Below are 21928 nucleotides of genomic sequence, written 5' to 3' on the forward strand. Positions count from 1 at the left end.
GTCGGTCCGCTTCAAGTCCCGCAGATGGCACGAGCGTTCAGCAGCCCCCAGCCAAAAACCGGATCCTTGCCCGGCTTGCCCAGATCCTCGGCCGACTGCTGCAGCAGCCCTTCGACATCGGCTGCCTTCAATTCAGGATTTGCAGCCAGCATCATTGCAGCCGCCGCAGTTACAAACGGTGCCGCAAAAGAGGTGCCCGTCTTCGATTGGGCGCCCTTGATCGAAGCGGCGGTCCACACCTGAACGCCCGGCGCAGCGATGTCGACATGGTCGCCGGCGCCGGCGCGGCGGTAGGGGTTCTTGCTCCGGTCAATCGCCGTCACCGCAATCACGCCGTCGTAACCTCCAGGATAGAGCGGTGCTGCGCGCGGTCCATCATTGCCAGCCGCCGCCACCAGCACGATGCCACGTGCGGCAGCCCTCTCTATCGCCTGCTTGAGCAGCAGGTTGGGAGGGCCGGTCAGGCTCATGTTGATCACCTTCACGCCACGAGCCGCCAGCAGGTCGATCGCGCGGACAAGGTCATAGACCGCCGAGCGATCATCATTGCCCGCGCCGCGATGGAAGGCATCCACCGCAATAAGTTCGCTTCCGGGCACCAGGCCGGGCGTGCGGCTTTCAGCCGAGCCGACAAGCAGTGCGGCCACGGCGGTGCCATGCTGGCGTCCTGAGTCAGGCAGATTGCCAGCCTCCAGGCGGATCGCCTCGACCTTGGCGCCTACGAAAGCCAGATGGCCGGAATTGATGGCCGTATCGATGAGGCCGATCCGCGTCGGCACGGCGCATCGGCCAGGCATCGCGGCACCCTCGGGCCAGCCGACGACATTGCGCGCGAGGCAATTGTCTGCACCGCACGGTTCGGCATGGGCGCCATCTGGCCGATAAAAGTGGTTGAGGTCCACCGCGGCAGCGGGCGCAGCACCGGCCACGCGCGCGCGCGCCGCTTCAAGCGTCACGCCACGCGGAATTGCCAATCTCACCATATCGGCGCCGGCTATCGAAACCGTCCTGCGATCTCGAACCGAGTATCCGGTCGCGGTAAGCTCGGCTATCGCTGCATCGTCGAGGCCAAGTGCTACGATCTGCCGAGGTGCCTGGCGATCGACCTGAACCACCCGCGCAGCAAGGGCAGCACGCCTGCTGGCACGATTCGACCGATCCCCGCCCCTGCGGTCGTCCGCTACGCCATCGCCATCGATATCATCGTCGTCGCCATCATCGGGATCACTGGTATCGCTATCGTCGCTGCTGTCACTGTCGTCGCTGCTATCGCTATCATCGCTACTGTCACTGCCACCGTCGTCGTCGTCGGCCAGTGCAACTCCGATACCGAACAGCCCTCCGTAATTCGGCGCCACGAAAGGCACGCCAACACTTCCGCCGGCCAACGCCAGCACAAAGGCAACCGCAAGCGAAGCTGATGGCGTTTTCAGAAGCATGGTTCGTCCTTTCCCGGCATCACGACACACTCGCGGCAAATGTTAGCGATCCACATAAGTGTGTCGGCATACCATATCATTTCGAATGCAATTGTGCATTTTGGGAGCAACGGGCCAGTGTCCGTTTTATTCCGTGGGAAGCGATAGGTACGACCGCATGAGGGGTGACGAGGTTCAGGTCAGCGACCGCCTGATTGCTTTCCTTCCCAATTTGCGCCGGTTCGCCATTTCGCTGTGCCGATCGCGCGATCTCGCCGACGACCTCGTGCAGGCAGCGTGCGAGCGCGCTCTGGCCAGCCAGGACCGATTCGAGCCCGGCACCAGATTCGACGCCTGGATGTTCCGCATCCTGCGCAACCTGTGGATCGACCACGTTCGTCGCGCCAAGACGGCGGGACCGCAACAAGACATCGACGACACCCCCGACATTACCGGTTCAAGTGGCGAGCGCGACGCCGAAGCCCGGCTGACCCTGAAAAGCGTCGCCCTGGCAATCGACCAGTTGCCGGACGATCAGCGGGAGGTGCTGCTGCTCGTCTGCGTCGAGGACCTTTCGTACAAGGAGGCGGCGGAGATATTGTCCATTCCGATCGGCACCGTCATGAGCAGGCTCTCCCGCGCTCGCAAGAATCTTGCCGACGCGGCTGGAATAAACTCCGGGACCGACCGTTCACCCGAAAAAGGTGGAAACAAATGAGCAGGCGCGAATTCGACGACGAAACCTTGATGGCATTTGCCGACGGCGAACTCGACGCCGAGACGACGGCAACCATCGAGGCCGCCATGGAGACGGACGACGATCTCGTTGCCCGGGTCGCCGCTTTCATCGAAAGCCGCGCACTAGCAGCATCCGCGCTCAAGCCGCTGATTGAGGAGCCGGTTCCAGAAGCGCTGACACGGTCGGTCCAAAAGATGATCGACGAGGCGCGAGAACTAGCCACTGAACCTTCAGCCCCGCAGGTGGCGACGAACAACGTCGTCGCCTTTCCGCCGCGCGACACGCGCCCGGTTCGTTCGACCTGGGCGGTGCCGCTGGCGGCATCGCTGGCGGCTGTGGTCTTCGGCGCTGGCGGCTACCTCGCCGGCCAGGCAGGCGCGCCGGCCTCCGGCAACCTGGCCATGACGACGATCGGCGACACCGCAATCGTCAAGGCGCTCGAAACGGCGCCCTCAGGCACCGATGTCGTGGCCGGCGATGCCACGCTGAAACTCGTTTCCAGCTTCCGTGACGCGAGCGGCACATTGTGCCGCGAGTTCGAGCTTCACCGCGCGTCAAGATCTGCCATCGTGTCGATCGCCTGCCGCCCGGAACAGGGCTGGGACGTCCGGCTGGCAGTGGCGGCCCAGGCGGCGGAAGAAGATTATGTTCCGGCCGGTGCCACGGAGGCAGTCGATTCCTACCTGACGACGATCAATGCGGGAGCCCCGCTGTCGGAGGCGGAAGAGAAGAAGGCCCTGGCTCTACCGCAATGACCACGACAGTCACCGACGTATAGCTGGTATCCTCTATCGCGGGATCGGCTGCGGACCGCGCTTGCGCTCGCTGGCGTAGAGCGCGACCGCCATCGCGCGGTTGCGCACGCCCAGCTTGTCGTAGAGATTTTTCAGGTGGTACTTGACCGTGTTTTCCGAGATTCCGGTCCGCGTCGCGATCTGCAGATTGGTCCAGCCGTCGGACAAGACGCCGAGCAGTTCGAGCTCGCGGGTGGTCAGGCGCGACAGCGGCGTCTCGTTGATCTTGGCGACATCGACGTACGGGATGCAGATACGGCCGTTCGCGACTGCCAGAAGCGTGTCGAACAGGATGCAGGGATCGTCGAACTGGTAGCAGAAGCCCTGCGCGCCCAGCCGTACGCATTGCTTGAGGATGCCGATGTCATGGTCGTTGGAGAAAATGACCAGGCGCGCCGTCAATTGCCGGCGCTGAAGCTCGATCAGCACCTCGCTGGCATCCATGTCGGACAGCTTCCAGGCGACGATGGCGACGTCGAACAAGGGCTGCGATCCAGCCACCGCCTTGATGAAGGCCTCACCGCTCTGGACGCCTTCGACAAAATCGAAGCGCTCGTCGCGGCTGATCATGTCGCGCAACGCGGCGATCACCAGCGGGTTGCGCTCGGCAACCAGGACACTCAGCTTTTTTTGTTGCGCCATTGGCCCGCCATCGACATCGGCATCATGCCTTGGCGCATTCCAATCGAATTTGCCAAGGCATGCCCGCTCTCCAGCGACAGGAATCAGTCGTAGATTCGGAATCGACCGACCAGATCGTGGGTTTCTTCGCGAACGGCGGCTTCGATCTTGGCGTTGCCGGCCTCGCCATTGGCCGCAAGGCCATCAATGACAGCCATGGTCATGCGGCCGACCTGGCGGAACTCCTCGGCAAGGAAGCCGCGGGTCGTGCAGGCTGGCGTGCCCAACCGGACGCCCGAAGTGACCATCGGACCCTGCGGATCAAACGGGATGCCGTTCTTGTTGCAGGTGATGTGGGCCCGCCCGAGGGACGCTTCCACCGCCTTGCCGGTGAGGTTCTTGCGCCGCAGGTCGACAAGCATGAGATGCGTGTCGGTACCGCCCGAGACGATGTCGACGCCACCTTCCTGCAGGGTCTCGGCCAACACTTTGGCGTTGGAGACGACGTTCGCGGCATAGACCTTGAAGTCGGGCGTCAGCGCCTCGCCGAAGGCAACCGCCTTGGCGGCGATGACATGCATCAGCGGACCGCCCTGCAGGCCTGGGAAGACAGCCGAATTGATCTTCTTGCCGATCTCTTCGTCGTTGGACAGCACCATGCCGCCGCGCGGACCGCGCAGGGTCTTGTGCGTGGTGGTGGTCACGACATGGGCATGTTCGAGCGGGTTGGGGTGGACGCCGCCGGCGACCAGGCCCGCGAAGTGGGCCATGTCGACGAACAGCTTGGCGCCGACCTCGTCGGCGATCTCACGGAACGCCTTGAAGTCGATGATGCGCGGATAGGCCGAGCCGCCGGCCAGGATGACCTTGGGCTGGTGCTTCTTGGCGAGATCGCGCACCTCGTCCATGTCGATGCGGTGCGTATCGGGCTTCACGCCGTAAGAGACGGGGTTGAACCACTTGCCCGATTGGTTGACCGGCGCACCGTGAGTGAGATGGCCGCCCGCAGCAAGGTTCAGGCCGAGATAGGTGTCGCCCGGCTGCATCAGCGCCATGAACACTGCCTGGTTGGCCTGGCTGCCTGAGTTCGGCTGCACGTTGGCGAAGCTGCAGTTGAACATCGTCTTGGCGCGCTCGCGCGCCAGATCCTCGATCTCGTCGACATAGGCGCAGCCGCCATAATAGCGACGGCCGGGATAGCCCTCGGCGTATTTGTTGGTCAGCACCGAGCCCTGTGCCTCGAGCACCGCCTTGGAGACGATGTTTTCCGAAGCGATCAGCTCGATCTCGTCGCGCTGGCGCTGCAACTCGCGATCCATCGCATCGCTGACGGCGGGGTCCGCCTGGGCGACGCCGGTGCGGAAGAAGTGGCGGGCGCTACCGATGCCGGGTCTGGTTGGAATATTCATGAGGCTCCTCCCTTGCGGCGCCCTACGGCGCCAGAAAATGTGGTCATCCGGTCCAGCCGAGGCCGGCGGAAATGCAATTGATCGAAAGTAGAAGTGCGTTGACGGCGCGCTTGGGCTTGGCGGTGGCGCCGTCCTGGGCGCGCACCTCGCGCAGCAGCTGCACCTGCAGCCGGTGGATCGAGTCCATCTGCGGGCGGATGCGGTCGAAATGCCGCTTGAAGGCGGGGAAGCGTTCGGAAAGCTTGAGCCCGCCATTGACCTCGGAGATCATCCGCCGCGTCAGCGCGTATTCGGCCGAGATCTTGCGGTAGATGCGCTCGCCGACCTCGCGGTCCTGCACCAGCCCGGCATAGAGGTAGCCGATATCCATGTCGGACTGGTAGAGGCCCTTGTCCACCTCGTCGACGACGAGGCGGAAGAAGCGTGAGCGTTCGAACATCTGCCTGAGCAGTTCCAGGCCAGCGTCGCCGCGCACGTTGACGAAGGAATTGAGCGCGCTGCCGATGCCGTACCAGTTGGTCAGCAGGTGCCGGTTCTGGCTCCAGGCGAAAACCCATGGGATGGCGCGCAGGTCGGAAATGTCCCTCGCGCCGAAACGGCGCGCCGGGCGCGAGCCGATCTTGAGCAGCGACAGTTCTTCAACCGGGCTAGCCTGGTGGAAGTAGTCAATAAAGCCCGGCTCGTTGATCAGGCCCGAATAAGACGCCTGCGACATGCCGGTCAGTGCTTCCAGCGCCTCGCTGAATTCGGGAATGTCCTTGAGCTCCGGCTCGTTCGGCGACTTGACGGTGTGGGCAAACACGCTCGCCGCCAGGATCTCGAGCTGGTAGAGGCCGGTGCCGCGGTTGGCGAACTTCGACGACACGACCTCGCCCTGCTCGGTGACGCGCATCGCGCCGCCAATGGTGCCGGCGGGCTGGGCAGCGATCGCCCTTCCCGTTGGCGCGCCGCCACGGCTGACCGAGCCACCACGGCCGTGGAAGAAGCTGATCTTGACCTTGCGCTTGATGGCGAGCGCCGTGATCCGCCGCTGTGCCTTGTTCAGCTCCCAGTTGGAGGCGAGGAAACCGCCGTCCTTGTTGGAGTCGGAGTAACCAAGCATCACTTCCTGAGCGTTGCCGAAATCCCGCACCGAGCGGCGGACGATGGACACACCGAACAACTGGTCGAGGATCTCGGGCGCGGCGCGCAGGTCGGCAATCGTTTCGAACAGCGGCACGACCCTGAGCGCAATGGTTCCGCTACCGTCGGATGCCGTCGCCATGCCGGAATACTGCGCCAGCAGATAGACCGCCAGGAGATCGTCGCTCGACCGCGTCATCGACAGGATGAAGGCCCCGACCGCACCGCCGTTCAGCCCGGCCGAAGCCTTGCGGATGACGTCATACAGGTCGAGAAGCTCTTGTGCTTCTTCCGACAGCGCCAGCCGGTCGACTTCAAGCTGTTCGCCGCAATTCAGTGCCGCCCGGATACGTGCCGTCCATTGCGGTGTGTCGGGAGCAGGCGCCGTCTCCGGATCGGCGTGCTTGAACAACTCGCTCAGTACACGATTGACGACGGTGGAGTTCTGCCTGATGTCCAGCGAAACCGTGCGGAAGCCGAAGGTTTCGACCTGCTGGCGCACCGGCCGCACGAAGCGCCGGGCGATGAGCTTGCCGCCAAGCTGGCCGAGCACGTTTTCCAACTCGCGCAAGTCAGTCTTGAAGGCATCGGAACGGGTATAGGGCTTGGCCGACGCCTCCCCGCGCATCGCCTCAAGGCGATCGAGCATCGCGGCTGCGAACTGGCGCAAGGGTTCGTCGGGATTGCGTGCCACGATCTCCGAGGCATTGCCGCTGCGATGCAGGGCATGGCCCAGTGCCTTGGTAAAGGCTTCCGGGATGTCGACGACATTGGCGCTGATGCTGAGCACGGTGACCAGCTTGCGCACCTGGCTGATATACCAGCCAACGATCGCCTGACGGCACTCGTTGAGCGCATAGGCCGTGGTCTTGGCCGTGACGTTCGGATTGCCGTCGCGGTCGCCGCCGATCCACGAGGCGTACCGCATGAAGGACGGCACCTTGAGATCGTATTCGGGGTAGTGGCGGGCCAGCGCTTCCTCGACGCTGTCATAGAGCTTGGGCGTCGCCTCGAAGATCACTTCACGGAAGAAGTGCAGGCCCCAGGCGATCTCGCGCTCGACCGAAGGCCGTTCGAGCCGCAGTTCGCCCGACATCCACAGCAGTTCGATCTCGCTCTTGAGGTCGTCGATCAGCTGTTCGCGCTCGCGCGGCGCCCAGCGCTGCTGCTCGAGTTCGGTCAGCTTGCGGTAGATGCGGCGGTGGATTTCGAGGACGGTGACCCGCTTGGCCTCCGTCGGATGCGCCGTCATGGTCGGCCCGACGCTGAGCGCGTCGAGGGTAGCCTGGATGTCCTCAGCCGGGTAGCCGGCGGCGGCGATCTCGCCCACGACATTGGCGAAGGAGCCGATGACTTCGTCGGCACCGCCCATCTGCTCCAGCTCTCGGCGAGAGCGCATGGCCAGAAGCTCGTTGGCAATGGCAACGAGCTGGAACCACATGCCTGTGGCCTGCAGCGCGGCAATGCGTTGCCCGCTTTCGAGCGCATCGAGGCTCACGCGGCCGGTAAGAACCTCCGCCATATCGGGCTCGCGTTCGCTGACGACGGCCAAAAGCACCCTGAACAGCAGGCTGCGGACGTCCTCACGAAAGCTGAGTGGTTTGCTCTCCTCCAAGCGACACCCATTCATCTCGTGTTGCTCCGGGACACCGGTTCGTAGAGCCGGCCATCCGGGAAATGCAGTTTTCCTGATGCCGAGCAGATCGGTTTTCCGTCTCTTTGAAAACGCCCGGACGGGTAGATTTCCTATTCGTTCGGGTGGTGCCGATACTGGCCGAACGATGATCGCAAAACTCAAATCCGACTACCGCCCGGGGCAGAAATTCTTGAGTTTCCAGAGGATTGGTCCAGTGCGATTTGCAGTGGACGAGATTTAACTCATGTGCAAATATGTTGCATATAAGGCAAGTATGGGAGGCACATTACAGTGAGGTCCAATACCCGATTCCGCGTTGCCGCAGCACGATCCAACAGAGCTTGAAGAGGAACATGCCCATGCAGAAAGTGCTGCCGGAACTCTATGAGGGCCACGCGCCCATCACCGTTCAGAACGCCTTCCATGACGCGCTCGAAGCGCTCGAGGAATGGAAGGAAGGAAACGAGGAACCTCTCGTACCGGTCGACGGCTTCAACGTCCCGATCAGCCATATCTTCGCCCGGATGAGCACCTGCACCGACCTGTTGCCGCTCAGGACGCGCGATGTTCTCGAGACCATCATCGACAAGGGTTCGTTCCGCGCGTCGGGCGGTTCGCTCTATGCCGACGGTGCCAAGCTGGTGATGCCGCTCTGCGTCGAGCTCCTGACCCTATCGTTGCTGCGCCCGACGGCATCGCTGGCCCAGCTGCACAAGGCCTGCGTCGACGCCTGAGCGACGACCGAGCTTATTAGCCCCCTGGCCGCCACGCATGCCGTGGCGGCAGTCGTATTTTTGACCTTTTGATTTTTGCCTCAACCGTGATCGCCAACGAAAAAGCCCCGGACCGCTCCGGGGCTTTCGTTTGTCTGGCGCTGCTGACGCGCGTTCAGGCCGCGCGAGTCCTCGACGTGTCGACGCCATATTCCAGCGAAGAATCCACGATGGCATGCCACAGGCTGTCGGCGAAGCTGGTGAAAACCAGCATGCTGTAGACCGGATGGCCGTCGGCACCGTTCGCCTCGCGCCAGCAATTGACCGCCGTGTGGTCGACCGACGTATTCGCGGCAGTGCCAACCGGAAAGGCGGCATCATGCAGGTCGAGCGACGAGAACTTGGCGATGGCATCGCGGCCGCGCGGGCCTGAAACCCGGATCAGGCAGCGGCCGTCCGACTGATCGGAAAGCGAGGCCGCGCCTGAGAAGGCCTGGCTCATGGCGTCGATCTGCGAGCTCTCGTCCGTCCGTGGCGCCAACACCGTGAACTGGTCGGGTCCCGACCAGACGAGCGTCGCGGACTTGCCTGCGACGGCCTTCGGCGTGTTCGGCGCATCGACGCCGAACAGCTTTTTTGCCGCCTTGGCCGTGTCGGCAGCCTTGCCGCGCCGGGCCATGACCTGGACCAGCACGAGATCGCGAACCTCGACAAGCGTCACGCCTGCCTGTGCACCGGCCACGCCATGGCGACCGGCGACGAGCGCCTTCTGGAGCGGCGACTGGGTGTTCCAGAGATAATCAACCACGCTGGCGCGCTCCTTCTGGATCATAGAAGACAGGATTGCAGATCTCGGCTTCGTAGTCCTCGCTCCGCAGCGGATCGTGGATGCGGACGATTTCGCCGATACGTTCGCGGCCGCGTTCGACCAGGCCGAGGCCGATCCACTGTTCCATCATCGGCGAGAAGCAGACCGAGGTGACGTAACCCTGGTCAGTCGCAGGACCCGGGATGCCGCCCTTGGGGATGACATGCGCGCCTGAGCGCAGCCGGCGTGCACGGTCGAGCGGCTTGATGCCGACGACGACCTGGCGGTCGGGTGCGGTCAGCGCCTCGCGTCCAGCCATGACGCGGCCGATGAAGTCCTTCTTCTTCGACATCATCTTGCCGAGGCCGAGGTCGTCGGCCGTCGTCATGCCGTTGAGCTCGGGACCGGCAACGTGGCCCTTCTCGATACGCATGACGCCAAGCGCCTCGGTGCCGTAAGGCGTCACGCCATAGGGCTTGCCGGCGATCATCAGGTTCTCGGCCATCGCCGCGCCGTAGCGCGCCGGCACCGAGATTTCGAAGGCGATTTCACCCGAGAACGAGATGCGGAACAGGCGGGCGGTGACGCCACCGCGCAGCTTGACCTCTCGGGCCCCCATGAACGGGAAGCCTTCGTTGCTCATGTCTTCCGACGGATCGACCAGCGCCTGCAGAAGCTTGCGGGTGTTCGGCCCGGCGATCGAGAACTGTGCCCACTGGTCGGACGCCGACGACAGCTGCACGTCGAGCTCCGGCCAGAGCACCTGGCGGCAGAATTCGAGATGCGCCATGACCGGACCGGCCTTGGCCGTGGTCGTGGTCAGGAAGTAATGGTCTTCAGCAAGACGCGAGGTCGTGCCGTCGTCCATGACGATGCCGTCCTCGCGCAGCATCAGGCCGTAACGCGCCTTGCCGACGGCAAGCGACGAGAAGGCATTGATGTAGACGCGATCGAGGAAGGTGCCAGCGTCGGCACCGCGCACGTCGACCTTGCCGAGCGTGGAAACGTCGCAGAAGCCGACGCCGTTGCGCACGGCGAGCACTTCGCGGGAGACCGATTCGATCCAGTCCTTCTCGCCCGGCTGCGGATACCATTGAGCGCGCTTCCAAAGCCCGGTGTCGACGAACACAGCACCGCGCGCAGCCGCCCAGTGATGCGACGGCGTCAGGCGCCAGGCGTGGAAGTTCTCGTCGCGGTGATGGCCGGCGAGTGCGCCGATCGCCACCGGTGCATAGGGCGGACGATAGATCGTCGTGCCGGTCTGCGAGATGGTGCGGCCGGTGGCATCGGCCATGATGGCAAGGCCGGTGATGTTGGAGGTCTTGCCCTGGTCGGTCGCCATGCCAAGCGTGGTGTAGCGCTTGAGATGTTCGACGCTCTCGAAGCCTTCGCGCTGCGCCAGCGTCACGTCGGATGCAGTGACGTCGTGCTGGAAGTCGACGAAGGCCTTGCCCTTGGCCTTGACCTGCCAGAGCGGCGAGATCGCGTAGACCTCGTCGCCGGCTTCCGATGCTTCGCCGGCATTGCCCGACGCGCCGCAATCGGCGGCCGCAGCCACACCGGCGGCATGGCCGTCGCGCAGGCAAGCGCCAAGCGAGAATTCGCCATTGGCGGCACCCGCCATGACCATGCCCGTCGGGCAATCGCCGGGGACAAAGGCTGCGATATCGTCACGCCAGACCGGCTTGCCGCGATGGAAACAGGACAAGCCCACATTGGGGTTCCAGCCACCGGACACTGCCAGGCAGTCGGCATCGATCTGCTGCTTCCTGCCGTCGGCGGCAGTAACCACCAGGCCACGCACGCCATCGACGCCACCCTTGACGTCGGACACGCCGCCAGCCAGCACGCGCAGGTCGGAGAGTTCGGCCAGTGCCTGGTATTCCGCCGGCACCTTGCCGCGCGGGTCGATCACCGCTGCGATATCGCCACCGGCCTGCTGGATCGCCTCGACAGTGCGCCAGCCGTCGTCATTGTTGGTGAACAGCGCGACGCGCTTGCCCGGCATCGCGGCGAAGCGATGGACGTAGGTGCGCACGGCGGACGCCATCATCACGCCCGGACGGTCGTTGCCCGGGAACGCAATCGGCCGCTCGATGGCACCGGCAGTGACAACCGAACGCTTGGCAACGATGCGCCAAATCCGCTGGCGGACCTGGTGCGGACCCGGCACCGGAACATGGTCGTTGACGCGCTCGAGCGCGGCGTGGACGCCGCCGTCATAGACGCCGAAAAGCGCCGTACGGGTCATGATGCGGACGTTGGGCAGCCCGGCGAGTTCGTCGGTCGCACGACGCACCCACTCCTCGGCATGCATGCCGTCGATCTCGCCACCGTCGCTGAGCAGGCGGCCGCCGAGACGGACGTCTTCTTCGACCAGGATGACACGCGAACCGGCGCGGCCGGCGGCCAGAGCCGCCGAAAGACCGGTGGGCCCAGCACCGACGACGAGCACGTCGCAATGCGCCCAGGCCTTGTCGTAGTGATCGGGATCCGGCAGTTCCGCGCTCTTGCCGAGACCGGCGGCACGGCGGATGATCGGCTCGTAGATCGCCTCCCAGAACTTCGCCGGCCACATGAAGGTCTTGTAGTAGAACCCAGCGACGAAGATCGGCGAGAAGAGCTGGTTGATCGACATGAAGTCGCGACGCAGCGACGGCCAGCGGTTCTGGCTCTGGGCGATCAGCCCGTCATAGAGCTCCTGCGTGGTGGCGCGGGTGTTCGGCTCCTTGCGGGCGCCGGTGCGCATCTCGACCAGCGCGCTTGGCTCTTCCGAACCAGCGGTGATGATGCCGCGCGGACGATGGTACTTGAATGAGCGGGCAACCAGCTTGACGCCGTTGGCGACGAGCGCCGAGGCCAGCGTGTCGCCGGCAAAGCCTGTCATGGTCTTGCCGTCGAAGGAGAACTGCAGCGGCGCCTGGCGATCGATCAGACCACCGCTGCGCAGCCGGTGCGACTGGCTGGCGGATGCAGCCTGGCTGCGCGCGTTGGTGCTGCCTTCGGCAGCGGCCGTCCTGCCGAGCGGTTCGGATCCGGAATAGCCCGACATCTTTATTCTCCTGCCTGCACCGGCTTGGACGCACCCACGCCGGGGGCTGCCGTGACCGATCTGAATTCATGCGTCACGGTGTTGCGCTCGGCTATCAGCCAGGAGCGGCAGCCACCGCCGTGATACCAGTACTCGCGCATGAAGCCGGCTACGTTGTCGCGCAGATAAACATAGTCGTAGAAGGCGTCTTCGACGCGCTCGGGGCTTTCGCCGCTATCGACTGCGAAGGTGGGCCGCTTGGGCGAGGCGTCGCCGAGATAGGTGAACTCGCCGTTCTCGCGTTCGCCGCAGAAAGGACATGCAATACGCATTCCGCCAGTCTCGCTTTCAGTGCAGGTTGGGTTGGGCGCCTTGGCCCTTTTCGTCGATCATCGCGCCGCGGCGGAACCGGTCGAGCCGGAAGCGCGCAGCTTCTGGGTGCGGTTCGTCACGCGCCAGCAGGTGGGCAAAGACGAGACCGGAAGCCGGCGTCGCCTTGAAGCCGCCATAGCACCAGCCGGCGTTGAGATAGAGGCCGTCGATGGGCGTCTTGTCGATGATCGGCGTGCCGTCCATCGACATGTCCATGATACCGCCCCACTGGCGCAGCATACGGACGCGGCCGATCATCGGCATGACCGCCATGCCGCCTTCGCAGACGTCCTCGACCACTGGCATGTTGCCGCGCTGGGCGTAGGAATTGTAGCCGTCGAGATCGCCGCCGAAGACGAGGCCGCCCTTGTCGGACTGGCTGATATAGAAGTGGCCGGCGCCGAAGGTGACGACGCCAGGGATGAGCGGCTTGATCGCCTCGGTGACGAAGGCCTGCAGCACGTGGCTTTCGATCGGCAGCTTCATGCCGGCCATGGCGGCGACCCGCGAGGTATTGCCGGCGACCGCCATGCCGACCTTGCCGGCGCTGATCTTGCCGCGCGATGTTTCGACACCGGTGACCTTGCCGTTCTGGTCGCGGACGAAGCCGGTGACTTCGCAGTTCTGGATAATGTCGACGCCACGCTGGTCGGCGGCGCGCGCATAACCCCAGACCACTGCGTCATGGCGGGCCGTACCGCCGCGGCGCTGCATCAGGCCGCCCATGATCGGGAAGCGCGGGCTGTCGTAATTAAGGAACGGCAGTTCCTTGCGGATCTGCACCGCGTCGAGCAGTTCGGCATCGATGCCGTTGATGCGCATGGTGTTGCCGCGGCGGGCAAAGGCGTCGCGCTGGGCATCGGAGTGATAGAGGTTGATGATGCCGCGCTGGCTAACCATCGCGTTGTAATTGAGATCCTGCTCCATGCGCTCCCACAGCTTCATCGAAAGCTCGTAGAAGCCGGTATTGCCGGGAAGGCCGTAGTTGGAACGGATGATGGTGGTGTTGCGGCCGGCATTGCCGGAACCGATCCAGCCCTTTTCGAGCACCGCGACATTGCGGATGCCGTACTCGTTGGCGAGGAAATAGGCCGTGGCCAAGCCGTGGCCGCCACCACCGATGATGATCACATCGTAGTGACTCTTGGGTGCCGGATCGCGCCAAGCCCGGGTCCAGCCCTGATGACCGGACAAAGCTGCCTTGGCGAGTGAGAAGATCGAATATTTCATCGCATGTGTTCCGGCGAAATGTGAGGTGTGTCCGAGGCAGCGCCCGATCTGGATGATCGGGCGCCGAGCCTGTTCTTGTGCCTCAGACGTCCAGCGTGTGGTCGCGCTCCCACTGGGTGAAGTGCGACGCGTAGGAGTTCCACTCCTGGTGCTTGAGCTTGATGAAGGCGGCGGAGAACTCCTCGCCCATCGCAGCTTTCAGCTCGCTGTCTTCGTCATAGGCGCGCAGCGCGTCAAGCAGGTTGAGCGGCAGCTTGGCGCCATGCGTGACGGTGTGGCCTTCACGGTACATGTCGACGTCGCTGCGCGGACCGGGATCGGCCTTGGAGCGGATGCCGCTGAGGCCGGCAGCGATGATGATCGCCTGCATCAGGTACGGGTTGGCAGCGCCGTCGGGCAGGCGCAGTTCGAAGCGGCCGGGGCCGGGCACGCGCACCATGTGGGTGCGGTTGTTGCCGGTCCAGGTCACCGTGTTCGGCGCCCAGGTTGCACCCGAAAGAGTGCGCGGTGCGTTGATGCGCTTGTAGGAGTTGACGGTCGGATTGCAGATCGCGGCAAGTGCCGAGGCGTGCTTCATGATGCCGCCGAGGAAGTACCTGCCCTTCTCGGAAAGACCCAGCTCCATGTTCTTGTCGGCAAAGGCATTGTTCTTGCCGCTCAGATCCCACACCGAAATGTGGGCATGGCAGCCGCTGCCGGTGAGGCCTGGGAAAGGCTTCGGCATGAAGGTCGCGCGCAGGCCATGCTTTTCGGCGATCGAGCGGACCATGAACTTGAAGAACGAATGCTTGTCGGCAGTCTGCAGGACGTCGTCGTACTCCCAGTTCATTTCGAACTGGCCGTTCGCGTCCTCATGGTCGTTCTGGTAGGGCTTCCAGCCGAGATCGAGCATCGCATCGCAGATTTCGGCGATGACATCGAAGCGGCGCATCACGGCCTGCTGGTCGTAGCAGGACTTTGCCGCCGTATCGTACTCGTCGGCAATCTGCTTGCCATCCGGCGTGGTCAGGAAGAATTCCGGCTCGACGCCGGTCTTGACGCGCATGCCTTCCTTGGCGGCTTCGGCGACGAGGCGCTTCAGCGTGTTGCGCGGCGCCTGGGCCACGCCCTTGCCTTCCATCAGGCAGTCGGATGCGAGCCAGGCAACTTCCGGACGCCAGGGCAGCTGGATGACCGAGATCGGATCCGGCACAGCCAGCATATCCGGGTGCGCCGGCGTCAGGTCCAGCCAAGTCGCGAAGCCGGCAAAGCCGGCTCCGTCCTTCTGCATGTCCGATATAGCCTGCGCAGGCACCAACTTGGCGCGCTGCCCTCCGAAGAGGTCAGTATACGACACCATGAAGTATCTGATGTTGCGAGTCCTTGCGAACTCTTTGAGATCAGTCACCTCCGACTGATCGATTTTGGCTTCGAAGGCCGTACCCATGTAAAATGCTCCTCCCAATCCTTGTGGTTTTAAAAGGGACCCTTCCCGGGTACCCAGCTCGTCCCCGCAAGCGGCACGCCAGCCATGGCGGCAGCTTCGATCGAAAGAGCGCAGAGATCCTCAGGCTCGAGATTGTGCAGATGATTTTTGCCGCAGGCACGGGCGATAGTCTGTGCCTCGAGCGTCATGACCTTCAGGTAGTTCGCCAGACGGCGACCAGCCGCGATCGGATCGACGCGCTTCATCAGCTCGACGTCCTGCGTGGTGATGCCGGCAGGGTCCTTGCCCTCGTGCCAATCGTCGTAAGCGCCGGCAGTGGTGCCGAGCTTCTGGTATTCATCCTCCCAACGCGGATCGTTGTCGCCCAGCGCGATCAGCGCTGCGGTTCCAACCGATACTGCATCGGCACCGAGGGCGAGCGCTTTGGCCACATCGGCACCATTGCGTATGCCACCGGAAACGATCAGCTGAACCTTGCGGTGCATGCCGAGGTCCTGAAGCGCCTTCACTGCCGGGCGGATACAGGCGAGCGTCGGCTGGCCGACATGCTCGATGAACACTTCCTGGGTCGCTGCGGTGCCGCCCTGCATGCCGTCGAGCACGACGACGTCAGCGCCGGCCTTCACTGCGAGCGCGGTGTCGTAGTAGGGGCGTGCGCCACCAATCTTGACGTAGATCGGCTTTTGCCAGTCGGTGATCTCGCGGATTTCAAGGATCTTGATCTCGAGATCGTCAGGACCGGTCCAGTCGGGGTGACGGCAGGCCGAACGCTGGTCGATGCCCTTGGGCAGGGTGCGCATCTCGGCGACGCGGTCGGAAATCTTCTGGCCGAGAAGCATGCCGCCGCCGCCCGGCTTGGCGCCCTGGCCGACAACGATTTCGATGGCGTCGGCACGACGCAGGTCGCGCGGGTTCATGCCGTAACGCGACGGCAGGTATTGGTAAACCAGGTGCTTGGAGTGGCCGCGCTCTTCCTCGGTCATGCCGCCGTCACCGGTGGTGGTCGAGGTGCCGGAAAGCGTTGCGCCGCGGCCGAGGGCTTCCTTGGCCGGGCCCGACAGCGAGCCGAAGCTCATGCCGGCGACGGTGATCGGGATCTTCAGCTCGATCGGCTTCTTGGCGAAACGCGTGCCCAATACGACCGAGGTGTCGCACTTTTCGCGATAGCCTTCGAGCGGATAGCGCGAGATCGAAGCGCCGAGGAACAGCAGGTCGTCGAAGTGCGGGACCTTGCGTTTGGCACCGGAGCCGCGGATGTCGTAGATGCCCGTCGCTGCGGCGCGACGGATTTCGGACATTGCGTATTCATCGAACGTGGCCGACTTGCGTGGCGTCGTCGGAGGATTGTGATAGCTCATTTTGTTCCTCAGTATGCGTCAGCGTTGTCGATGTTGAAGTTGTAGAGCGTGCGCGCCGAACCGTAGCGCGAGAACTCTTCCGGCTTCACGTCGGTGATGCCGGCGCGGTCGAGCAGATCCTGCAGGATCGCGATGTGCTCGGGGCGCAATTCCTTCTTGATGCAGTCAGCGCCGAGGCTCTTGACCGAGCCGCGAACGAACAGGCGGGCTTCGTAGATCGAGTCGCCGAGCGCGTCGCCGGCATCGCCGAGCACCACGAGGTTGCCGGACTGCGCCATGAAGGCCGACATGTGGCCGATGTTGCCGCGAACGACGATGTTGATGCCCTTCATCGAGATACCGCAACGCGACGAAGCGTTGCCTTCGATGACCAGCAGGCCGCCGCGACCGGTGGCGCCGGCGTACTGGCTGGCGTCGCCCTTCACGACGATGGTGCCCGACATCATGTTTTCACCGACGCCCGGGCCGGCCGAGCCATGCACGGTGATCGTCGACAGCTGGTTCATGCCGCCGCAATAGTAGCCGACGCTGCCCTGCACATCGATCGAGATCGGGTGCTCGGCGCCGACGGCAACCGCATGGCTGCCCTTCGGGTTGATGACTTCCCAGTTCGGCTCGGTGGAAGCGTCCTTCACCTCATGCAGCGCCTGGTTGAACTCGCGCAGCGTGTTCTTCGAAAGATCGAACACCTTCGGCGCGTAGTTGACCTGGTGCAGGGGGGACGTCGCAAGATTCGTTGAATGCATAGTCTCAGTGCTCCCAGAAATAGACGGTGGAGGGCTCAGGCTCCCAGACCTTGGCGTCTTCGATGCCGGGCAGGTTGGCGAGCGCGCGATATTCGGAGCCGAAAGCGACATACTGGTCGGTCTCGGCCATGACGGCGGGCTTGCAGGAGATCGGATCGCGGACAACGCCGAAGCCGTCCTTGGTGCCGACCACGAAGGTGAAGAAGCCGTCGAGGTCGTTGAGGCTGCTTTCCAGCGCCTCGCCGAGATTCTGGCCATGCGCGATCTTCGACGACAGGTAGGCGGCGGCCACCTCGGTGTCGTTTTCGGTCTCGAAACGCATGCCGTCGCGGATCAGTTCGCGGCGCAGATTGTTATGGTTCGACAGCGAGCCGTTGTGCACCAGGCACTGGTCCGGGCCGGTCGAGAAAGGGTGCGCGCCGAGCGTGGTGACAGCGGATTCGGTAGCCATGCGGGTGTGGCCGATGCCATGGCTGCCACCCATGGAGGCAATGTCGAAACGCTTGAGCACTTCGATCGGCAGGCCGACTTCCTTGTAGATTTCGATGGCTTCGCCAGCGCCCATGACGCGGACGTTGGGGCGCAGTTCGGCGAGTGCCACGCGGGCTTCACCGATCTTGTCGGCCGGCACGTCCAGCACCGCATGGGTGGACTTTACCGTCGACGAAACCTTGGCGTTGATCTTCTTGCCGAGCTCGGCGTCGAGACCCTTGAAATCTGCGTCCGGGGTAGCCGACTGGATGGTGATCTTGCCATGACCCTTGGCACCGCCGCCATAAATGGCGATGCCCGCGCTATCAGGGCCGCGATCGGTCATAGTTACGAGCATTTCGGACAGCAGCGCGCCCAATTGGGGCTCCAACGACTTGTCCTTGAGAAAGAGTCCTACAATTCCGCACATCCCAGTTTCCTCACCTGATTGGCTGCCTGTGACAAAAGCTAGCAGGTTCCCGAGGCCAATTCAACTGTGATGAATTTTTTATTCCTGTAGAAAAACAAGAAAGCGACAATTCGGCCACTCCGGCTAACGCTAGGGCAGCGTCCCGCGCGGTTTTTCGCCGCGCGGCGCGGAATTTCGGCGCTGATTGCACCGTGGACGACTTGAATTTCAGAAGTTGAGGCCGCGCTCGCCGGGCTTCATTGCCGATTTTTCGGACATCCGAGGGCGTACAACCGTCCGCGCCGGCGCATTTTTTTCGAGGCTGCGCACGGTCGAGCCGGCCTTGGGCCAGCCGCCAGAAATCATGGATGCAGGTGGTTAAGCCGAAGGGCGAGCGCCAAAGCTCGCCCCTGCCCGAGAGCTAGTCGCTGCCGCGACCGCGTGGATAAGAGATGATCGACAGATATTTGATCGGCAAATGGGTCAGTTCTTCCGGGCCGTGCGGCGCATCGGCATCGAAGAACAAGCTGTCACCCGGAGTCATGCGGTAGAGGTTGTTGCTGTGGCGATAAACGACCTCGCCCTCCAGCATGTAGAGAAACTCCATGCCATCATGCTGGAATGTCGGGAAGACATCAGAGTCTTCCGACAGCGTGATCAAATATGGTTCGACCGTTACGCCTGACGTGTCCGAACCGATATGGCCAAGCAACGTATATTGGTGTCCGGCGCGGGTGCCGCGGCGTTCGACGTCGACCCCTTCGTTGGCCTTGACGAACACGGCGTTTCTCTCTTCCTCGAAGCGGCGGAAGAAGGCGGTGACCGGGACGCCGAGCGCGCGGGAAAGCGCCTGTAGCGTCGTCAACGATGGCGAGGTGATGCCGTTCTCGATCTTGGACAACATGCCGAGCGAGATATCGGTGGCCGAAGCAAGATCGGCAACCGTGATGCCGAGCTTCTTACGGAAGGCGCGGACCTCGTGGCCGATCGCCACCTCCAGCACCTTTTCCCGGGTATCGCGCGTCGCATGCGGATCCTGAGACAGCGGCGAGACGCGCGACAGCGCTGATTTGGCCGCAACCGCCGGTATGGCTGCCGACAGGGCCTTGCCATTCTTCTTCGAGTGTCCGTGCTTTTCCGCTGGCTTGGCCTTCGTCATGTCGATGCCGTCTGCTCCTGCTCGCTGAATCTATTTCACCGAGAGTAAACATTTTAGGCAAAATGCACAACAGGTGTAAAGGCTGCAGTCCACCGAATGGAGTCGCCAGGACAGTAATTGGCCGAGAGTTCAACTTCGTGCGGGTTGGCCGGGACAGTTACCGCTACTGCATCAGAAGTATTTGCAGGTCGGCGACATTGGTGCCGGTGGCGCCGGTCATCACCAGGTCGCCGGATGACGCCAGCGCATGGTAGGAATCGTTGTTCTGCAGCAGTGCCACGGGGTTGCATCCCAGCTTGCGCATCCATGTGGTCGATCCGGCATCGACGATCGCACCCGCCGCATCGGTCGGGCCGTCGCGTCCGTCCGTGCCACCGCTCAGGAAGACCCAGGGGCGCTTGATCGACGTCCATTCGTTGAGAAGCGCAAAACGCAGCGCCAGTTCCTGGTTGCGGCCGCCCTTGCCGTTACCGGCGACACGCACCGTCGGCTCTCCGCCGGCGACGATTGCCACCGGACCGCGCTGGCTGGCTGCGAACACAGCCATCCGGTGCAGCGTCTTGGCGACATCGGAGACGTCGCCGCTCAGCCAGTCATCCGCCTTGACGACGACCGGATAATTGGTGCCGGCGCTGTTCATCACCCGCTGCAGACTGATGCCGTTGGAGCCGATGACGATGTTTTCGACATGCTCGAAGGTCGACGCCGGCTGTTCGTTTTCGAGGACGAAGTCGAGATGCGACTTCAGCGCCGGCGACAATGTCTTGATCAGGCCGTAGCGACCGAGAATGTCGATAGCGTCCGCCTGGGTGGCCGACGGGCGGGCCGTCGGGCCGCTGGCGATGGTGCCGACATCGTCGCCCGGTACATCCGACAGAATGAGAGAGAGCATCTTGGTGCGCGAAGCGAGCTGTGCCAGGCGCCCGCCCTTGAGCCGCGAAAACAGCTGCCGGACCGCATTGATCTCGCTGATATCGGCGCCGCAGCGGATCAGCGTGTCGTTGAGTTCAATCTTGTCGGCAAGTCCAATGCCCGCCGCCGGAGCGCAGGTGAGCGCCGAACCGCCGCCGCTGACCAGCACCAGGACCAGGTCGCCCGGTTCGGCCGAACGGGCCGCACGTTCGATCGCCTCGGCGCCCCTGATGCTGCCTGCGTCGGGAAGAGGATGGCCTCCGGCAATGACCTCGACACCGTCGATCTCGGCATGGTTCTCGAGATTGGTCACCGCGCAGGCGGAAAACAGCTTGTCCGTGATGAAAGGCAGCGCGGCGCGTGCCATCGGGCATGCCGCCTTGCCGAAGGCGATCAGGATCACCCGTCTTGCCGCCGCGATGTCGTCCAGTCTCGTTTCAAGCGCCGCGATGACCGCCTGCTCGGGATCCGACGCTGCGATGCCTTCGCGAAACAGGGCCATTGCCTGCGCGCGAAGCTTGACCAGTGCCGATACCGAGCAGTCGAGATACATCACACCACCTTGTCGGGTAAGGCGCGGCCCTCGAAGAAGGCGGTCAGGTTGTCCACCGCCTTCATGCCCATGGCCACGCGGGTTTCTTCCGTGGCGCTACCAAGATGCGGCAACAGCACCACATTTTCCATACGCATCAATGCACCGGGCACATCCGGTTCGCCGTCATAGACGTCGAGGCCGGCACCCGCGATCTGGCCGCTGTCGAGGGCCACGACCAGCGCTTTCTGGTCGACGACGTCGCCGCGCGCCGTGTTGATCAGGAACCCGCCGCGTTTCATGGCTGCGAGGCGTTCCGCATTGATCAAGTGCCGGTTCTCGGCTCCACCCGGGCAATGCAGCGAGACGAAGTCGGCCTGTGCCAGCACGTCCTCGATAGAGGCCAGCTGTCTTGCGCCCATGGCGCGGGTTTCCTCGTCGTCGACCTTCGAGCGATTGTAGAAGACGACATCCATGTCGAAGCCGAAATGCGCGCGCTTGGCCATCGCCTTGCCGATGCGGCCCATGCCGATGATGCCGATCGTCTTGCCGGTAACCTTGGCGCCGATCATGTGCGTCGGGCACCATCCTGCCCATTGGCCGGCGCGTACCTGGCGCTCGCCCTCGCCTGCCCGCCGGGCGACCGAAAGCAGGAGGCTCATGCCGATGTCGGCGGTGCAGTCGGTCAATACGCCGGGTGTGTTCGTCACGACGATACCACGGGCCTGCGCGGCGTCGGTGTCGATATGGCTGAAGCCGACACCGAAATTGGCGAGGATCTTGGTACGGACATCGGCGTCGGGAAATACCGTCGCCGGCAATTTGTCGCTGACGGTCGGCAGAATCGCGTCAAAATTCAGGAACGCTGCCTTGAGCTCGGTCGAGCCCAGCGGGGCGTCGCCCTGATTGAAGGTCGTGTCGAACCGCTCCGCCAGGATCTGTTCGACTGCCGCGGGCCAGCGCCGCGTGACGATAACGCGAGGTTTCATTTCAATTCCTTGGTCTTGCCTTGGAGCGCCGCC

General features: G+C 63.6%; 19 protein-coding genes. 4 read left to right on the forward strand and 15 right to left on the reverse strand.

Annotated features, from left to right (window positions below; genetic code table 11):
- Nucleotides 1-11 precede the first annotated feature (11 nt).
- The gene (locus tag GGQ99_RS26200) at nt 12-779 is read right to left on the reverse strand and encodes a S8 family serine peptidase (RefSeq protein ID WP_343061762.1); all 768 of its coding nucleotides are present in this window, start codon (nt 777-779) and stop codon (nt 12-14) included.
- On the opposite strand from GGQ99_RS26200, the gene GGQ99_RS26205 reads away from it, so the two are divergent.
- The 3 genes from GGQ99_RS26205 to GGQ99_RS20580 all read left to right on the forward strand — a co-directional run bounded on the left by GGQ99_RS26205 (nt 732) and on the right by GGQ99_RS20580 (nt 2912).
- Entirely contained in the window at nt 732-1421 is a 690-nt protein-coding gene (locus GGQ99_RS26205) for a hypothetical protein (protein ID WP_246389688.1), read from the forward strand. The two genes, GGQ99_RS26200 and GGQ99_RS26205, sit on opposite strands and share 48 nt — an antisense overlap.
- 175 nt (nt 1422-1596) lie before the next feature.
- Nucleotides 1597-2136, forward strand: coding sequence for an RNA polymerase sigma factor (locus tag GGQ99_RS20575; protein ID WP_183263984.1), 540 nt, complete (start codon nt 1597-1599; stop codon nt 2134-2136).
- Entirely contained in the window at nt 2133-2912 is a 780-nt protein-coding gene (locus GGQ99_RS20580; RefSeq protein ID WP_183263985.1) for an anti-sigma factor family protein, read from the forward strand. Before GGQ99_RS20575 ends, GGQ99_RS20580 begins: the two co-directional genes overlap by 4 nt.
- Before the next feature lie 33 nt (nt 2913-2945).
- On the opposite strand, the gene GGQ99_RS20585 is transcribed toward GGQ99_RS20580, so the two are convergent.
- The 3 genes from GGQ99_RS20585 to GGQ99_RS20595 form a co-directional block, all read right to left on the reverse strand.
- Nucleotides 2946-3593: a LuxR C-terminal-related transcriptional regulator gene (locus GGQ99_RS20585; protein ID WP_183263986.1), complete on the reverse strand. Its 648-nt coding sequence runs from the start codon at nt 3591-3593 to the stop codon at nt 2946-2948.
- An 83-nt stretch (nt 3594-3676) separates the two neighbouring features.
- Complete coding sequence (gene glyA / locus GGQ99_RS20590) at nt 3677-4981, reverse strand: serine hydroxymethyltransferase (RefSeq protein ID WP_183263987.1); 1305 nt, start codon at nt 4979-4981, stop codon at nt 3677-3679.
- A gap of 43 nt (nt 4982-5024) precedes the next feature.
- Entirely contained in the window at nt 5025-7718 is a 2694-nt protein-coding gene (locus GGQ99_RS20595) for a phosphoenolpyruvate carboxylase (protein ID WP_183263988.1), read from the reverse strand.
- A gap of 374 nt (nt 7719-8092) precedes the next feature.
- Between GGQ99_RS20595 and GGQ99_RS20600 the strand changes: the two genes are divergently transcribed.
- Nucleotides 8093-8473, forward strand: coding sequence for a BRA0787 family protein (locus GGQ99_RS20600; protein ID WP_108679493.1), 381 nt, complete (start codon nt 8093-8095; stop codon nt 8471-8473).
- Between the two features lie 154 nt (nt 8474-8627).
- Here GGQ99_RS20600 and GGQ99_RS20605 read toward each other — a convergent pair whose 3' ends face one another.
- The 11 genes from GGQ99_RS20605 to GGQ99_RS20655 all read right to left on the reverse strand — a co-directional run bounded on the left by GGQ99_RS20605 (nt 8628) and on the right by GGQ99_RS20655 (nt 21895).
- Nucleotides 8628-9260: a sarcosine oxidase subunit gamma family protein gene (locus GGQ99_RS20605; RefSeq protein WP_183263989.1), complete on the reverse strand. Its 633-nt coding sequence runs from the start codon at nt 9258-9260 to the stop codon at nt 8628-8630.
- Nucleotides 9253-12312, reverse strand: coding sequence for a sarcosine oxidase subunit alpha family protein (locus GGQ99_RS20610; protein ID WP_246389677.1), 3060 nt, complete (start codon nt 12310-12312; stop codon nt 9253-9255). Before GGQ99_RS20610 ends, GGQ99_RS20605 begins: the two co-directional genes overlap by 8 nt.
- A 2-nt stretch (nt 12313-12314) precedes the next feature.
- The gene (locus tag GGQ99_RS20615) at nt 12315-12623 is read right to left on the reverse strand and encodes a sarcosine oxidase subunit delta (protein ID WP_108610222.1); all 309 of its coding nucleotides are present in this window, start codon (nt 12621-12623) and stop codon (nt 12315-12317) included.
- A gap of 16 nt (nt 12624-12639) precedes the next feature.
- A complete protein-coding gene (locus GGQ99_RS20620) occupies nt 12640-13893 on the reverse strand; it encodes a sarcosine oxidase subunit beta family protein (protein ID WP_108610221.1) in 1254 nt (417 codons plus the stop codon).
- A gap of 82 nt (nt 13894-13975) precedes the next feature.
- Complete coding sequence (glnT, locus tag GGQ99_RS20625) at nt 13976-15319, reverse strand: type III glutamate--ammonia ligase (RefSeq protein ID WP_108610220.1); 1344 nt, start codon at nt 15317-15319, stop codon at nt 13976-13978.
- A gap of 29 nt (nt 15320-15348) precedes the next feature.
- Nucleotides 15349-16677, reverse strand: a complete 1329-nt coding sequence (locus GGQ99_RS20630) for an FMN-binding glutamate synthase family protein (RefSeq protein WP_055976086.1) — start codon at nt 16675-16677, stop codon at nt 15349-15351.
- A gap of 8 nt (nt 16678-16685) precedes the next feature.
- The gene (locus GGQ99_RS20635; protein WP_108610219.1) at nt 16686-17423 is read right to left on the reverse strand and encodes a GltB/FmdC/FwdC-like GXGXG domain-containing protein; all 738 of its coding nucleotides are present in this window, start codon (nt 17421-17423) and stop codon (nt 16686-16688) included.
- A gap of 4 nt (nt 17424-17427) precedes the next feature.
- Entirely contained in the window at nt 17428-18324 is an 897-nt protein-coding gene (locus GGQ99_RS20640) for a class II glutamine amidotransferase (protein WP_108610218.1), read from the reverse strand.
- Between the two features lie 400 nt (nt 18325-18724).
- Nucleotides 18725-19462: a helix-turn-helix domain-containing protein gene (locus GGQ99_RS20645; RefSeq protein ID WP_183263990.1), complete on the reverse strand. Its 738-nt coding sequence runs from the start codon at nt 19460-19462 to the stop codon at nt 18725-18727.
- A 163-nt stretch (nt 19463-19625) separates the two neighbouring features.
- Nucleotides 19626-20927 carry a glycerate kinase type-2 family protein gene (locus GGQ99_RS20650; RefSeq protein WP_183263991.1) on the reverse strand — a complete coding sequence of 434 codons (1302 nt, stop codon included), beginning with the start codon at nt 20925-20927 and terminating at the stop codon, nt 19626-19628.
- On the reverse strand, nt 20927-21895 hold the full coding sequence (locus tag GGQ99_RS20655) for a 2-hydroxyacid dehydrogenase (protein ID WP_183263992.1): 969 nt from the start codon (nt 21893-21895) through the stop codon (nt 20927-20929). The genes GGQ99_RS20650 and GGQ99_RS20655 overlap by 1 nt, the downstream gene beginning before the upstream one ends.
- Nucleotides 21896-21928 lie beyond the last annotated feature (33 nt).

The sequence above is a fragment of the Aminobacter niigataensis genome, from assembly GCF_014200015.1.
Taxonomy (GTDB): domain Bacteria; phylum Pseudomonadota; class Alphaproteobacteria; order Rhizobiales; family Rhizobiaceae; genus Aminobacter; species Aminobacter niigataensis.

Coding starts and splice junctions, on each gene's coding strand:
- GGQ99_RS20610 (WP_246389677.1), bottom strand. CDS start 12,312: ATGTCGGGCTATTCCGGATCCGAACCGCTCGGCAGGACGGCCGCTGCC.
- GGQ99_RS20620 (WP_108610221.1), bottom strand. CDS start 13,893: ATGAAATATTCGATCTTCTCACTCGCCAAGGCAGCTTTGTCCGGTCAT.
- GGQ99_RS26205 (WP_246389688.1), top strand. CDS start 732: ATGGCCGGAATTGATGGCCGTATCGATGAGGCCGATCCGCGTCGGCAC.
- GGQ99_RS20575 (WP_183263984.1), top strand. CDS start 1,597: ATGAGGGGTGACGAGGTTCAGGTCAGCGACCGCCTGATTGCTTTCCTT.
- glyA (WP_183263987.1), bottom strand. CDS start 4,981: ATGAATATTCCAACCAGACCCGGCATCGGTAGCGCCCGCCACTTCTTC.
- GGQ99_RS20585 (WP_183263986.1), bottom strand. CDS start 3,593: ATGGCGCAACAAAAAAAGCTGAGTGTCCTGGTTGCCGAGCGCAACCCG.
- glnT (WP_108610220.1), bottom strand. CDS start 15,319: ATGGGTACGGCCTTCGAAGCCAAAATCGATCAGTCGGAGGTGACTGAT.
- GGQ99_RS20615 (WP_108610222.1), bottom strand. CDS start 12,623: ATGCGTATTGCATGTCCTTTCTGCGGCGAACGCGAGAACGGCGAGTTC.
- GGQ99_RS20630 (WP_055976086.1), bottom strand. CDS start 16,677: ATGAGCTATCACAATCCTCCGACGACGCCACGCAAGTCGGCCACGTTC.
- GGQ99_RS20600 (WP_108679493.1), top strand. CDS start 8,093: ATGCCCATGCAGAAAGTGCTGCCGGAACTCTATGAGGGCCACGCGCCC.
- GGQ99_RS20640 (WP_108610218.1), bottom strand. CDS start 18,324: ATGTGCGGAATTGTAGGACTCTTTCTCAAGGACAAGTCGTTGGAGCCC.
- GGQ99_RS20655 (WP_183263992.1), bottom strand. CDS start 21,895: ATGAAACCTCGCGTTATCGTCACGCGGCGCTGGCCCGCGGCAGTCGAA.
- GGQ99_RS20650 (WP_183263991.1), bottom strand. CDS start 20,927: ATGTATCTCGACTGCTCGGTATCGGCACTGGTCAAGCTTCGCGCGCAG.
- GGQ99_RS20580 (WP_183263985.1), top strand. CDS start 2,133: ATGAGCAGGCGCGAATTCGACGACGAAACCTTGATGGCATTTGCCGAC.
- GGQ99_RS20645 (WP_183263990.1), bottom strand. CDS start 19,462: ATGACGAAGGCCAAGCCAGCGGAAAAGCACGGACACTCGAAGAAGAAT.
- GGQ99_RS20635 (WP_108610219.1), bottom strand. CDS start 17,423: ATGCATTCAACGAATCTTGCGACGTCCCCCCTGCACCAGGTCAACTAC.